At 38.5% G+C, this 14,695-nt stretch carries 13 protein-coding genes; 9 read left to right on the top strand and 4 right to left on the bottom strand.

From position 1 onward, the window contains the following. The first annotated feature begins 220 nt into the window (after nt 1-220). The 5 genes from AC07YT_RS06045 (at nt 221) to AC07YT_RS06025 (ending at nt 3,546) form a co-directional block, all read left to right on the top strand. A complete protein-coding gene (locus tag AC07YT_RS06045) occupies nt 221-643 on the top strand; it encodes a helix-turn-helix domain-containing protein (protein WP_494945219.1) in 423 nt (140 codons plus the stop codon). A gap of 73 nt (nt 644-716) precedes the next feature. Continuing rightward, nucleotides 717-1,151 carry a VOC family protein gene (locus AC07YT_RS06040; protein WP_057934711.1) on the top strand — a complete coding sequence of 145 codons (435 nt, stop codon included), beginning with the start codon at nt 717-719 and terminating at the stop codon, nt 1,149-1,151. Beyond that, complete coding sequence (locus AC07YT_RS06035) at nt 1,135-1,584, top strand: DUF1569 domain-containing protein (RefSeq protein WP_086545670.1); 450 nt, start codon at nt 1,135-1,137, stop codon at nt 1,582-1,584. The genes AC07YT_RS06040 and AC07YT_RS06035 overlap by 17 nt, the downstream gene beginning before the upstream one ends. A 102-nt stretch (nt 1,585-1,686) precedes the next feature. Next, nucleotides 1,687-2,709: an SDR family NAD(P)-dependent oxidoreductase gene (locus tag AC07YT_RS06030; RefSeq protein ID WP_086545671.1), complete on the top strand. Its 1,023-nt coding sequence runs from the start codon at nt 1,687-1,689 to the stop codon at nt 2,707-2,709. A 30-nt stretch (nt 2,710-2,739) separates the two neighbouring features. Next, entirely contained in the window at nt 2,740-3,546 is an 807-nt protein-coding gene (locus AC07YT_RS06025) for an AraC family transcriptional regulator (protein ID WP_086545672.1), read from the top strand. 36 nt (nt 3,547-3,582) lie between these two features. Here AC07YT_RS06025 and AC07YT_RS06020 read toward each other — a convergent pair whose 3' ends face one another. Further along, complete coding sequence (locus AC07YT_RS06020; RefSeq protein ID WP_086545673.1) at nt 3,583-4,563, bottom strand: GlxA family transcriptional regulator; 981 nt, start codon at nt 4,561-4,563, stop codon at nt 3,583-3,585. Nucleotides 4,564-4,743: 180 nt separating this feature from the next. Here AC07YT_RS06020 and AC07YT_RS06015 point away from each other — a divergent pair, with 180 nt between their 5' ends. Then, on the top strand, nt 4,744-5,238 hold the full coding sequence (locus tag AC07YT_RS06015) for an SRPBCC family protein (RefSeq protein ID WP_086545674.1): 495 nt from the start codon (nt 4,744-4,746) through the stop codon (nt 5,236-5,238). Nucleotides 5,239-5,306: 68 nt separating this feature from the next. Here AC07YT_RS06015 and AC07YT_RS06010 read toward each other — a convergent pair whose 3' ends face one another. Further along, nucleotides 5,307-7,247 (bottom strand): LTA synthase family protein, encoded by a 1,941-nt coding sequence (locus tag AC07YT_RS06010; protein WP_086545675.1) that lies wholly within the window; start codon nt 7,245-7,247, stop codon nt 5,307-5,309. Between the two features lie 164 nt (nt 7,248-7,411). Beyond that, nucleotides 7,412-9,835: a TonB-dependent receptor gene (locus tag AC07YT_RS06005; RefSeq protein WP_086545676.1), complete on the bottom strand. Its 2,424-nt coding sequence runs from the start codon at nt 9,833-9,835 to the stop codon at nt 7,412-7,414. A 233-nt stretch (nt 9,836-10,068) separates the two neighbouring features. On the opposite strand from AC07YT_RS06005, the gene AC07YT_RS06000 reads away from it, so the two are divergent. The 3 genes from AC07YT_RS06000 to AC07YT_RS05990 all read left to right on the top strand — a co-directional run bounded on the left by AC07YT_RS06000 (nt 10,069) and on the right by AC07YT_RS05990 (nt 13,082). Next, nucleotides 10,069-10,746, top strand: a complete 678-nt coding sequence (locus tag AC07YT_RS06000) for a response regulator transcription factor (protein ID WP_086545677.1) — start codon at nt 10,069-10,071, stop codon at nt 10,744-10,746. Further along, nucleotides 10,743-11,996 (top strand): sensor histidine kinase, encoded by a 1,254-nt coding sequence (locus AC07YT_RS05995; protein ID WP_086545678.1) that lies wholly within the window; start codon nt 10,743-10,745, stop codon nt 11,994-11,996. The genes AC07YT_RS06000 and AC07YT_RS05995 overlap by 4 nt, the downstream gene beginning before the upstream one ends. A gap of 273 nt (nt 11,997-12,269) precedes the next feature. After that, on the top strand, nt 12,270-13,082 hold the full coding sequence (locus AC07YT_RS05990; protein ID WP_086545679.1) for a phosphatase PAP2 family protein: 813 nt from the start codon (nt 12,270-12,272) through the stop codon (nt 13,080-13,082). Nucleotides 13,083-13,198: 116 nt separating this feature from the next. On the opposite strand, the gene AC07YT_RS05985 is transcribed toward AC07YT_RS05990, so the two are convergent. Further along, nucleotides 13,199-14,632: an AAA family ATPase gene (locus tag AC07YT_RS05985; protein ID WP_086545680.1), complete on the bottom strand. Its 1,434-nt coding sequence runs from the start codon at nt 14,630-14,632 to the stop codon at nt 13,199-13,201. Nucleotides 14,633-14,695 lie beyond the last annotated feature (63 nt).

Here is a 14,695-nt window from a genome sequence, read left to right as displayed (position 1 = left end):
GGTTAGATGTTTATAATAATATATGAGCCTATGTGTGATAAACATCCTGTAATTGCAGCACCACGAAAAGTCTCTTAGAAATCTGAGGCTTTTTTATTTTAAAACATTTCTGCTTATTTAATAATAACCTGCCATATCTGTTCTTTTCATCATTATATTTCAATCTGGCCTTAAATTATTCGTAACTTTCTAAAACTGAAAAATTAGAGGCTTACCGATTATGGAGCAATATCCAAAAGTTTACTTATATCGACGGATTGTTCAGGCAAAACTTTTCATCGATAAAAATTATGCTGAAAAAATAGACCTGAGTTACATTTCTGATGAAGCCTGTTTTTCTAAATTTCATTTTACGCGTCTTTTTAAATCCATCTACGCTAAAACACCACATCAATACTTAACCTGGGTAAGAATTGAAAAAGCACAGCTGTTATTGCGCGAAGACAAAAGTGTTTCCGAAACCTGTTTTTTAGTGGGATTTGATAGCTTAACCTCTTTTAGCGGACTTTTCAAACGCAATGTCGGCATGTCGCCTTCAAGTTATCAGTTACAAATGCAGCAATTAAAGTTAGCCATCAAAAAATCGCCTGTTTCTTTCGTGCCAGGTTGTTTTGCCTTACAGCATGGCTGGCTGGAAAAATAGCAATTATGGAGAAGTGAATGTTTAAATCATTACTGAAATTTGGTTCAACATTGATCACATAAAACGAAGAACCATGATTACCAAAATGACCATCACCAACATTCACGTCCTGAATCAGGATAGTGCTTATGATTTTTACGTAAACAAACTGGGTTTTAAACTGGTAGATGATATCCCGATGGGGCCCGAAAGCCGCTGGTTAACGGTGTCGCCACCAGAGCAGCCCGATCTGCAGCTGGTATTGTTTCCTGTTACCGTGAGTAAAATGTTTCCAAAGGATGTAGCAGAAACCCTGATAGGACTGATCAAAAAAGGGATTTTCGGTTGCGGTGTGCTTACCTGCAACGATATTTTTGCAACCTACGAAGAGTTAAAAGCCAAAGGAGTTGAATTCATAAAAGCACCAACCAAAGAGTTTTATGGAACTGAAGCTTTGTTTAAAGATGATTCGGGAAACTATTTTTCATTACAACCATTAAACAATTTTGGTAATGAAAACAGTATTTGAGGCATCAACTAGAAGTGAATTAATCGATAGGGTTAATTCACTAACCGAAAAGAGCAACCGGCTTTGGGGTAAAATGGACGTTTGTCAAATGGCAAAACATTGTACCATCTGGTTCGAATGGGTGTTAGGTAAAGATAAACCCGTTTATAAAGTCGATTTTTTAGGTAAAATATTCGGCCGGATGGCACTTAAAAGCAATATCAAAGATGATAAACCGATAGGTAAAAATATGCCTGCAGGGAAATTTGCGGTTAAAGAAAAGGGTGGAAATTTAAAAATGCAGCAAACGATTCTGATCAAACGTATCGAAGAATTTGAAAACTATGATAACCCCGATTTTGTCCACGATTTTTTCGGTCAAATGACTAAAGAACAAATCGGTGTTTTTTCTTATAAACATGCCGATCATCATTTAAGGCAGTTTGGTGTTTAATCTTAAATCCTGACATTTTAAACAAAGTAAGATTGGCGTTTTGAACAAAGCCAGGCCTGTTATTGTCCATTATTTTTGTTGTGAAATAAAACAATAGAAAAAATGGAAAGTAACCATAATTACAACGGGGCATTACAGCAGCCAATAGGCTCAGGGTTTAATGCAACATCTACCAATACTGATGTGATCGCTGGCGTTAACCTTAAAGGGAAAACAGCCATCATCACTGGCGGTTATGCTGGCATAGGTTTAGAAACGACAAAAACATTTGTACAGGCCGGAGCTAAGGTAATAGTACCTGCACGCGACATTGAAAAAGCGAAGCGGAATCTAAATGGTTTAGCGAATGTAGAAGTAGAGGGTATGGATTTAATGGATTTTCATTCCATTAATGCCTTTGCCGAAAAATTTTTATCGAGCGGACAGCCGCTCGATTTTTTGATTAATAACGCGGGTATTATGTGGGTGCCACTGCGTAGAGATGCAAGAGGTTACGAATCGCAACTGGCTACCAACCATTTGGGGCATTTTCAACTTACAGCCAAATTATGGCCGGCATTAAAAAAAGCCGATAGGGCCAGAGTGGTAAATGTTTCTTCATATGGTCACCAGATTGCGCCTTTCGACTTTGAGGATCCTAACTTTGAACATCGGCCATATGAAACTTTACTGGGTTACGGGCAATCGAAAACCGCCAATAATCTTTTTGCTGTTGAACTCGATGCACGAGGGGCCAAATCGGGCATCAGGGCTTATGCTGTACATCCCGGCTCGGTTAACCATACCGATTTAGGTAGAGAAGCACCTATGGAACTTTACCAACAGATGGGTACACACGATGCTGATGGCAATATTTTTCCGGAGGTAGAAAAGAAACTGAAACAACTAGCACAAGGTGCGGCCACAACGGTTTGGTGCGCCACAAGCCCGTTACTTAATGAAATTGGAGGTGTATATTGCGAAGATGCCGACGTAGCCGAAGTTGATTTAGGTAATATTGAGCACCTGATGTCTGAACCATCAACCTTGCATGGCGTAAGGCCTTATGCCGTTAATGAAATAAATGCAAAAAGGTTATGGGATTTAAGTGAGCAAATGCTTGGTATAACATTCCGTGCCGATTAATTAAAATCAATTATTTGTATTTTAGCCATAATGGAGTTTCAAACAAAATATATCACTTCAGAGATTAAACTCTCTTGTTATGAAGACAAGCTGTTTAAAACTGAAGTGGTTTTCGATAACCATATGCTGATCTGGTTTATCTCTGGAGAGACTAAAATTATCGAGGCCAATAAGGAACATGTATTTAATGCAGGAGATATTTTTTTGATCCCCAGAAATCAATTGGCTACCATCATCAATTATCCTAAAGACGGGCAGCCGCATAAAACGGTGGTGATGCATTTATCGGCGAAACGGTTAAGAGAATTTTACGCAAATATTGAGGTGAAGCATAAAGTACAGGTGTCGCAGCAAATACTGAGTTTTAGCCATCATCCCTTATTAAAAAGCTGCATGGCATCCTTAATTCCTTATTTTGATCTTCAGGAGAACTTTCCGGAACATATCGCTGCATTAAAAATAAATGAAGCCATTAATATTCTGCGTTTTATTGATCCTGAAATCGATAATGTGCTTTCTGATTTTCGGGAGCCCGGAAAAATTGATCTGGTCGATTTTATGGAAAAAAACTACATGTTCAATATGCCGCTTGAGAAATTTGGATACCTTATGGGCCGCAGTTTATCTACTTTTAACCGCGATTTTAGAAAAGCATTTAACCGCGCCCCACAAAAATGGCTTACCCAAAAAAGACTGGAGCTGGCCCATTATCAACTTGCAGAAAAGCATAAAAAACCTGTAGAAGTATACCTCGAATCGGGTTTTGAAGATTTGTCGCATTTCTCTTTCGCCTTTAAAAAAGAATTTGGATATGCGCCTTCTACATTAATAAAATAAAATCATCAGGTAGCAGGAAAGTGTTGCCTGATGGTTTTATATGATCATTTCCTTATTGTACCGGTTTCTATATTCCAGCGGAGATATGCCTGTAATTTTCCGAAATACCTCTCTAAAAGCCTTTACATCTGTATAACCAACCTCATACATCACTTCGTTAACCGTTTTTCTGCTTGTTTCCAGTGCTTTTTTAGCTGATTCTATTTTAGCGCGTTGTAAATATTCTATGGGCGTATTTCCGGTTGCTTTGATGAATCTTCTGTCAAAATTTCTCCTGCCTACCGCAAATTTTGTCGATAAATCCTCTATAGATATTTTTTGCTGCAGGTGGTTTTCGATATAACATTGTGCTTCTTTTACCATTTCATCGCCATGCAACTTTTGTCCCTTAAAAATAATAAAGGTAGATTGACTTTGCCTGTCCATTTCAATTTGAAAAACCTTTGAACAAAAAATGGCCGTTTGCCGGTCGAAGTATTTTTCTACCAGGTATAAGATTAGATTTAAAAAAGAATAGGCACCCCCGTTGGTGTAAATGCCATTTTCATCGGTAATCAGTTTATCGGTCTGTAAATTTATCTTAGGGAACATTTTGCTGAAATGATCAGCCACAATCCAGTGTGTAGAACAGGTTTTGCCATCTAGTAAACCAGTTGATGCCAATAAGTACGCGCCAGTGCAAACACTCGCTATTTCGGCACCGTTTTTATACTGCGCGGCAATCCACCCAATCAGTTCCTGGTTCCCTTCCATTGCCTGTTGGTAGTTGTGGTTTAAAGAGGGAATAATCACCAGGTCGGTTTTGGTGATAGATGAAATATGCCTGTGTGGTTTCACCGAAAACAAACCATCATAAAAATCGACTTCTTTTGAAATACCTGCCAGCTCAATTTTGAATAACTGAGTTTTGCCGCTTTCCTGCCAATAGGCATTAGCCCTGCTCAGTATTTTGTACGAACCAACAATACTGCTTAAGTTGTTTGGCCCGTCGGGTACAAGAATGGTAATGTGTTTCATCTTAATGGTTTTACATGATCTAGGTTTAGCATTGTCTTGCTAATTTGCTGTAGTAAAGATAAAGTTTAAAGTTGTCCAAATCAACCCGCTACAATGTCTATTTTGCACCCTGCTCGCAACACCAATTGCTGCTAACTTTGTTTTATTCTAATCAATCTTAAATTAAACAACAGCAGAACCATGGAAAATCAAGATTTTACAGCCACCATTTTGGTCGATCAAAGTCCGAATGAAGTTTTTAACGCAATCACCAACATTAAAGGATGGTGGTCGGAAGCCATTGAAGGAGATACCCATATCATTAACGCCGAATCTGTTTATCATTACAGGGATATTCACTATTGTAAAATGAAGCTGGTAGAACTGGTTCCAGATCAAAAAGTAGTTTGGTTGATATTGGACAACTATTTTAAGTTTACGGCCGATAAAAGCGAGTGGATTGGTACAAAACTGGTTTTTGATATTACTAAAAAGGGAGAACAAACCCTTTTAACTTTTACACACGAGGGATTGGTACCTCAGTACGAATGTTATGAAATTTGCAGGGAGGCCTGGACTAACTATATTAAAGAAAGTTTGTATAAACTAATTACCACCGGAAAGGGGCAGCCAAACCCTAAAGAAGATGATGGTTTTAATACCGAGCTGGCAAAAAAATGGAAAATTGAAGCCTGATCCTCACTGCAGCCTGCTCAGTTGTAATGACCAGGCTGCAGTTCATATTGAAGCTCATGCTTAATTAATTAGGGTTTCTTTTTAGACTCAAAGCCGTACAAGCCGTTTTGGTAGAGGTATGATGCCATTTGGTAATTAGCGATGGCCTCATGAGTCAATTTCTCATCTGCAGGTATAGCCACCGCACCTCCCGTAGTGAAATCGGGCTTGTATGTAGTTGCTTTTTTATTTGGATTGAGAATAACCAGTTTATTGTTTTTAAGGTAACCCAAACTCTGGTAGGTGCTAATAAAAGCCCTTTCATCGCCGGCTTTCATCTTAAATACATCCTGACCGAAAAACTTACTGTCGTAACTGAAATTCAAATAACCCAAAATGCTTGGACCGATATCAATCTGTGCAGTTAGTTTATCGAATTTACCTGGTTTAATGTGCCCCGGACTGTAAAAAATCATGGGGATATGGTATTTATCTACCGGTAACTCTACTTTACCCGCACTTGATGCACAATGATCGGCTACAATTACAAATAAAGTATTCGAAAACCAGGGTTTTTGCTTTGCTTCGCGTATAAATTTGCCAATGGCGTAATCGGTGTATTTAACTGCGCCTTCTCTACCGCTGTGCGATGGAATATCAATCCGCCCTTCAGGATAAGTATAGGGACGGTGGTTAGAAACTGTCATAATCTGTGCAAAGAAGGGTTTCTTGTTTTTATAATCTTTATCCAGTTCGCGTAACGAAAGCATAAATAAATCTTCATCGGCAACACCCCAGATATTCGAATAATGGATTTCTGAGTCCTGTAATGCACTTCTGTCGGTAACCTCATAACCATTATTCGAAAAGAATTCGTTCATATTATCAAAATACCCATAACCACCATAAATAAATCTGGCGTTATAACCTTTTGAACGGAAGATGCTGCCTAAGGTGAAGAGATTTTGATTATCTGGGCGTTTTACGATCGATTGGCCAGGGGTAGGCGGGATGCAGAGCGATAATGCTTCCAAACCACGCACTGTACGTGTTCCCGAAGCATATAAATTGCTGAATGACAAACCTTCTTTTGCCAGCGAATCAAGCTGTGGCGTGATGTGTTGTGTATTGCCAAAAGTACCCAGAAACTCAGCACTTAAACTTTCTACACTGATCAGTACCACATTCATCTTATTTTCGGTACCCGGATTATTAATAGTTCTGGAGGTATATTTAAATTCCCCCTTTGCAGCAGAATCTTGTTGCAGTAAACGACTCAGAATGGTTTCTGCATTTTTGATCGGGAGTGTTTTGTAAAAAGTATTATAATCCAGTTGATTGTTCCAGAAGGCAAATCCAAAATCATACATGCCATTGCCCGAAAGCTCGTTTACATATTGATTTTTGCTGTGGTATTTCCATTTATGGCTTACACCAAAATAAGTAAGCACAGGCAGGCATAAAAGTACCAGGGCAATTTTGGTGCGCTTGCCAAAGCTGGTTTTATTGATAGTAGATGCGGTGATGAACTTTCTTAAGAAGTAAAGAATTAATATGGTGATGATAACCAGACCTACCATAATAATATTGATCGGGTACGATTGGCGGATATTTCCAATAACCTCTGTAGTATATACCAGGTAATCGACTGCTATAAAGTTATAGCGGACTGAAAATTCTTCCCAGAAAAACCATTCTGAAATGGCATTGAAAATTAGTGTGAAAACAGCAAAGAAAAAATAAATGAACAATAATACCTTGTTGAATTTGCTGGTGTACCATTTAGAAGGGAGCAGCCATAGGTAAATTACAAGCGGAATTACCGCAAAAGATGCTGCCGCAAGATCGTAAAACAGACCAATAACCAGGATTTTAAGGAGGTTTATTATTGACCAATCAACATTAGCTGCACTATAAATTAATAAAGAGAGCCTAGTAATTAGAGATATGGCAGATAATAGTATTGTAACTAAAAAAACTGGTCCGAATCTATGCTCGAGTAATTTATTTGTTTTTTCTTTAATGCTCATGGTTAATGGTGAATCCAATGCTTGAAATTTTCTTGCCACACTTTGTGTAATAATGGACGAAGGTAGTTTTCAATTCTGAAGGAATCCTGAAGGTTTGGTTAGGCCTTAAAGGTATTATTAAAGTATGGTACTTAACCATTAATTAATATCAGGTTAATCAGTTTTTAAAATTTATAACTGTAACCTAACCTAAAAACCTGTGTTTCATAATAATCAGTACTATTAAGCCTGAAACCGTTTCCATTTATTTCTTTTTTGATTTTTAATGTATTCAAAATATCAGTTCCATTTAAGAAAATCTCACCCTTTCCTTTCTGGATCTGTTTTTTGATACCCAGATCGGTAGAAAACCGGGCATCAATTTTCCCTTGTGGAATAATATCAGGAGCCAGGTAAACCATGGCCAGTTGAATGTCTGTTTTTCCAGGTAATTTGAACTGTCCGTTAAATTTGGCATTGCCTGATACAATAGACTGCTCTGGCATGCTGTATACTGTTGGAACGGGGTATTGATTGGTTACGGTAAAAGCATCGATTTTGTTTTGATATATCGTAGCACTTAGGTTAAACGAAATCCATGATGCAAGTTTTTGTTGTAACAGTAGTTCGACTCCACTACTAAAACTTTTACCGGCATTTTGAAAAATATTATATATGATGCTGTTACCAGGAACAATGGTAGCTATGCGTGTTATAGTGCCATTAACTATTTTATGAAAAGCTGCTGCATAGAAATAACCTTCATTCCAATTGTTTTTATAACCTAATTCTATGGCATGGGTAAATTGGGGGCGAAGAGTAGGATTGCCTACTTTTAATAGTTCAGGCTCATCATATTTAGGAAATATCCGAATGTCTACCTCATTTGGCCGATCTACCCTTTGGTTATAAAAAGCACTTATTTTGTTCTTTTCGTCTATTTTATAAGCAAACCGAAGGTTAGGGAAAGGCCTGAAATATTCATAACCATTGCTCTTATAGGTATTATGGGTTGGGTTTACCTGGTAATCCACCTTTACATATTCCATTCTCAAACCAGCCTCCAGTTCGATTTTATTATTCTCATAAACATAGTTGCCATATACTGCGGGAATATTTTCGCGGTAATCAGCCCAGCCACCTGCATTTACATCGATAGGAGAGTTTAAACCCGGATAAAACTGCATATCCGTCGGAATAAGCCGATAGCGATATTTTAAACCACCCTCTATTCTTCCGTTTTTTAGCGGACGTACATAATCCAGGTTGAAATCTGAAACATGTTCATCAGATAAGAGTTTAAAGGCGTCCATTCCTGTAAAAGCAGGCATAATATTAGTAAAGAAATATTTTTCATCTTCTCTATGCCAGGTGTAATTAAAGCCGGCACTTAGGGTATGACCAGGCTGTGCAAATTTATGCTGATATAACGCCGAGCCTGTAGCAGTATATTTTACCTCGTCTTCTACAAACTGCCACAAACGGTTTCTAACTGTAAAATCATTATTGAAATAAGGGATATCGCCAAGATCGCCTATTTTTTCACGATTAAAAAAGCCTGATAAAGTAAAGCTGTCATGCGCATTAGGATTGTAATCGACACCACTTTTCACTGTAGAAAAGGTCGTTGTCCGGTTGCGTTTAACCTGTTGATTAAGAACGATACCATTATCATATATTCTTTGTGAAAATTCGTTTTTATTTAAGGTTTGCGTATACAGATAATCGGCCTGTAAAAAGGTGTTTAATTTGTTTTTTCGGTAATTTAGAGATAAGGAGGGATTGAGTTTTGGTGTAAACTGATATTGGGCGCTTATCGTAGGAAGGTTTTTTTTACGTAGCCAGAGCGCACCGAAACCAGTACTCATACCTAATTTGCCATTAAATCCTTCCTGGCTGGTTTTCTTGTAAATAATATTGATGATACCTGCATTGCCATTGGCATCGTATTTTGATGAAGGATTATTGATGATCTCTATGCGCTCAATGGCCGATGCCGGAATATTATCCAACCCGGTTTGACTGCCGAAACCTGTAATGGCATTTTGCTTTCCATCAATCAGTACTGCAATTTTATCATTCCCCCGTAATTGTACTTTCCCGTCCTGTATGGTTATGCCAGGAAGGTTTTGCATGGCCTGCAGTACCGATCCTCCCAGCTGACTGGTATTTTTGGCAAGATCGTAAGTTTTTTTATCTAGTTTATTACCCAGACCTTCGTTTGGCGAGCCTTGAATGTTAATGGTTTGAAGTGTTTGTGCATCTTCTGTCAGTTCAAAAATCCCGAGATCGAGAAACGGACTAAGTGTGCCAATGCTGATCTCTTTTTTTAAGGTTTGATAACCCATCATGCTGATTTGCAGGGCATAGTTGCCTGATGGAATATCTTTAATTGAAAACCGGCCCTCATCATCGCCAATGGTACCTAAAATAAATTTTTCATCATTGGGCTTTTTAAAAACGATATTGGCATATGGAAGTGTGTTTTTGTTTTTCGCTTCTTTAATTTGTCCTGAAACCGTTATGCGAATTTGCTGCGCGTTAACACTGATATGGCACACGCAGCTAAAAATGAAAAAAAGTAGTGGTAAATATTTGTAGTTTCTCATGACTAATTTATGCTTAATGCGGCCAAAGTAGCCGGCAATTCTGAAGAGAATCTGAATCAGTATGGTTACGTGTTTAGATCTATTGAAGAATATCTGCTAACTTCAGTCTTCCTTCAGAATTATATTTTACTATTGTAATCGCTATTTTAGCTAGGTAATTTCAATGATTGATTTAGTAGAAATATCAATCCCCTTTTTTAAATTAACCATAAGCGATACAAATTACTACACGGATGAAAATTTTGATCATTGAAGATGAACAGGCATTATTGGAGAGTATACTAACTTATTTTACCGGCGAGGGGAATATTTGCGAGTATGCTTCAGATTTTGCTTCAGCCAATGAAAAAATATCGCTTTATAGTTACGATTGTATTCTTTTAGATTTAGGACTGCCTGGCGGCGAAGGACTGGAATTATTAACCAAACTTAAACAACTAAAAAAAAGAGACGGTATACTGATTATTTCGGCCCGCCATTCTTTAGATGATAAACTGATGGGGCTCGATCTTGGAGCCGATGATTATTTGGTTAAACCTTTTCATTTGTCAGAACTTAAAGCTCGTGTAAGTGCAATTATCCGTAGAAAGAATTTTGATGGCGATAATATTATTCTTTTTAATGAAATAACAGTAGATGTTTCGGCAATAAAAATTACCGTTAATGGCCATCGGGTAACACTCACCAAAAAAGAGTTCGATCTTCTAGTGTATTTTCTTTCTAACCGCAATAAAGTAGTCACTAAAAATGCCATGGCCGAGCACCTTTGGGGTGATGAAATGGATTTATCAGATGATTTCGACTTTATTTATACCCATGTAAAAAACTTACGTAAAAAACTGGTAGAGGCGGGGGCGGCAGATTATCTTCGCTCGGTTTATGGAATAGGCTATAAATTTGGCGATATATGAAACTTTCTAACCGCTACAATAGGGCCAATATTTTAACATCTATTGTGATGCTAATCATCACCGGGATTATTTATTATGTGGTTATTCATTTTATTCTGATTAATAAACTGGATAAAGATTTAGCTGTAGAGGAGAACGAGATCAGGCAGTATGTAGGCACCTTTCATAAACTTCCGTTGCCAACAAGTTATTTAGATCAGCAGGTTTCTTATCAACACCTAAAAAAACATATTCCAGAAAGGGAATTTCTGTACACATCTTATTACAATCCGAAAGATAGAGAAATTGAACCCGGAAGAAGTTTGATTACTGTAGTATATTTAAACGGAAATGCGGTACAGGTAACCATTACCAAATCGAGGTTGGAATCAGAAGATCTGCTCAGGATAATCCTGTTCATTACTTTGGGTATTACGATAGTTTTACTGTTATCATTATTGCTGATCAACAGATTTGTTTTGAGTCAGCTTTGGAAGCCTTTTTACAATATTTTGAACAGGATGAAATCTTTTGAAGTGGCACGGATGGAACAATTTGAACCGGAGGTTACCAAAATTGATGAATTTAATGAGCTGGATAAATCGGCACATGCAATGGCCGAGCGGGTGCGGAAAGATTATAAAGAGCTTAAAAGCTTTACGGATAACGCTTCTCATGAAATGATGACACCACTGGCGGTCATCAATTCTAAACTGGATTCTTTACTGCAAACAGAATCATTTACCGCACAGCAAGGAGTGTTGTTAGAAGATATTTATCATGCTACAGGTAAATTGTCCAGGTTGCACCATTCTTTATTGTTACTTGCCAAAATTGAAAACAACCTGATATCGGATCTTCAGACCATCGAGCTGAAAGAAATGATAGAGGCGAAGGAACGCCAGTTTCAGGAACTGCTGGAAAAAGACAGCCTGATATTTACAGCAGATCTTACTCCGGTTGAGGTTAAAATGAGCCGGTACCTTGCAGATATTTTGCTGAACAATCTTTTTAGCAATGCAGTGCGGCATAATGTAAGTGGTGGGCACATGCATATTAAACTGAATCAGCACTGCTTAATCATGTCCAATTCAGGACAACCAGGTCATCTGCAAAACAAAATCTTCGATCGCTTTTCAAAATCAGTAGAATCAGAGGGGATGGGCTTAGGCTTGGCCATTACCAAACAGATTTGCAACCTTTACGGCTTTCGCATCGATTATAATGAAAAAAGTGGTGAACATATTTTTACTGTTTATTTTGGTGATTAATAACACGTCATTGCGAACTGATGGCCGGGGGGGGAAGCAAAGGTTAAAGCAATATTTTCTGCGTAAATCAGCGATATCTGCGGGGACCTTAGGGTAAGGCATTATTTTTATTGTCAGCAGATTGAAGAAGATGCTCGCAGATTTTTTTAAGAGCGAGGACTATTGGCACCTGTCGCAAACGATTACTGCTTCGCAAACACCCAATTTGAATACTAACTGATCACTACAGAATTTCTCCATAATTCGATGATAGTTTTGGTTAAAATTTAAACGATGAAAAGGTTTTTAGGAGTGCTGCTGATTGTGCTAAGTTATAAAAGTCAAACCTATGCTAGGGCTGTTGTTCAAGATGCCCAAGGTATAGATTCGGTAAAAAATATCACTACAGATTCTCTGGGGCGATGGTACACTGGCCAGCCGATGCCCAAAAGAAAGTTTAAGGCCACCGCATTTATTGTACCGGTACTGCTTACTGGTTATGGCTTTGCCGCTGTTTATAACCATGGTTCAGTAAAACAACTCGACGTGAGTACCAAAGCAGAATTACAGGAAGACCATCCTTTATTTGCGGCCCATGTTGATGATTATATCCAATTTGCACCGGCAGCTGCGGTATATGCATTGAATTTATCGGGCATAAAAGGCAAACATAACCTGTTCGATGCTTCGATGTTATATGTAACCTCGGCAGCCATTATGGGCATTTCCACCCATTTTGTAAAACAGGGCGTTGGCAGAGAGCGGCCTAATGGGAATGGCGAAAATTCTTTTCCTTCAGGACACACCGCATCTGCATTTATGGCAGCAGAATTTCTGCACCAGGAGTATAAAGATGTGAACCCCTGGATTGGTTATGCGGGTTATTTTGTCGCCACAGCTACCGGAACATTGCGCATGTATAATAATAAACACTGGTTTAGTGATGTGGTAGCTGGAGCTGGATTCGGGATTGCTTCAACCAAAATATCTTATCTGGTGTATCCATATATCAAAAGCCTTTTCACCACGAAGAAAAATGGGAGTTTTACATTGATGCCCTTCCACCAGCAAGGTAGTACGGGTTTAATGCTTTCGGGCAGATTTTAGGTGATGCCGCTATATTAAACGCATAATATTTTATCTATTCGAATTAAATCGGAACGAAAAATATGGTCATTCTAAGCCAGCTGAAATGAAGGATCGATGTTTTCACGATATCTTTTTTAAGGTAAGAACAAATCGTCCATGGTAACCTGGTGCTGTACCAAACCGATAGCATGAACATTATTTTTAATGCCATAAGTTGTTACCATAGCTAGAAACAATGTTTTTTTCGTCTTACCCTCTCGTCGGAATACATCAAGTTTGTTCTGTAATTCGGCAGCGTAAGTCTTGTCTATAACGAATTCAGTATTGGAGAATTTCATTTCACATATACTGATAACATTATCCTGCCTGTCAAGTAACAGGTCTACCTGCGCACCCATTCCGCTTTTTGGCGCATGTCGCCAGGCAGAAGTTTCGGTAAACACGCCAGAAATGCCCAGGGCCTGCTTAATATGGTTTGTATGTTTTAGGCAAATTCCTTCAAAAGCATAGCCGCTCCAGCTTTTCCATGATGATGTTGACGATTTTTTTATCCATGTGCCTGCACCAGTGGCCCGGGAATTCTCGATAAATTTAAGGTAGAAAAGACTGTATTCGTCACTGAGTTTATAAATGCTCTGATTGGCATTCTTTTGGAAAGGCAGGTGAGGGGTAATGAAGCCAGACTCCACAAGCTCCTCAAGTAAGAGACTGGTAGTCCCCCCACTTTGTAGATTACATGCAGCCATGATTTCGTTTCTTGTCAGTCCCGATGGTTTGTCCGAGAGTGCTTTAACTACTGAAATATGCCTGTCTGCGTTTTCGAACAGAGACCGGTAAAGGTTTGCATACTCTGTTGAAAGGAGGCCGTCTTTAGTGAAACAAAGTCTGTCAATAGCTTGAGTAGCGCTTTCTCCTTTTTTAAGTTCTTTTAGGTAGTGTGGCACACCGCCCATTGCCATAAAAATAGTCAATACCTGGTAACGGTCAATATAGATGTTATTGCTTTTTAAGTATTGTTCGGTTTCGTGCAAGGTAAACGGTAAAAGACGTATTTTTCGGGTTATCCGATTGTGTAAGCCTCCTTTATTGTTGACAACCTTTTTTATCATCCAGGTGGCTGCAGATCCACAGATAGCCACAATCAGATTTGGCTGTTGTGAGGCCCATTGGTTCCAAAAATATTCAAAGGCAGAAAGAAAGCCTGATTTATGCGAGCTTAACCAAGGGAATTCGTCAAAGAAAATTACAGCCCTTCTTTTTTTAAGTATAGGGCTTACAAATTCTTTAAGTTGCCAGAAGGCTTCCGTCCAGTTTTTAGGAGCTGCAGGAGCAAACGGGAAACCTAATGCCTCTGCCATTGCCTTGCTGAAATTAAGCAACTGCTCGGCAGTATTAGCATTGTGTACACCGGATAGTTCAAAGATAAGTTGTTTACGAAAAACAGAGCGGATCAAAAAAGTTTTTCCAACCCTGCGCCTGCCATAAACAGCTAATAGTTCCGATGAAGTTGAGGTAAGCGCCTCTGATAGTATGCTTTTCTCCGCTATTCTTCCAATGAGTAATTCCATGTTTTCTATTTATCTGCAGCCAAAATATAGTTTAAATATACAATTTTGGCTGTGGATATAAAA

The sequence above is a fragment of the Pedobacter sp. GW460-11-11-14-TSB4 genome (genome assembly GCF_059423705.1).
The sequence above is the reverse complement of the archived record's forward strand: the minus strand, read 5'-3'. Positions and strand labels throughout refer to the sequence as shown.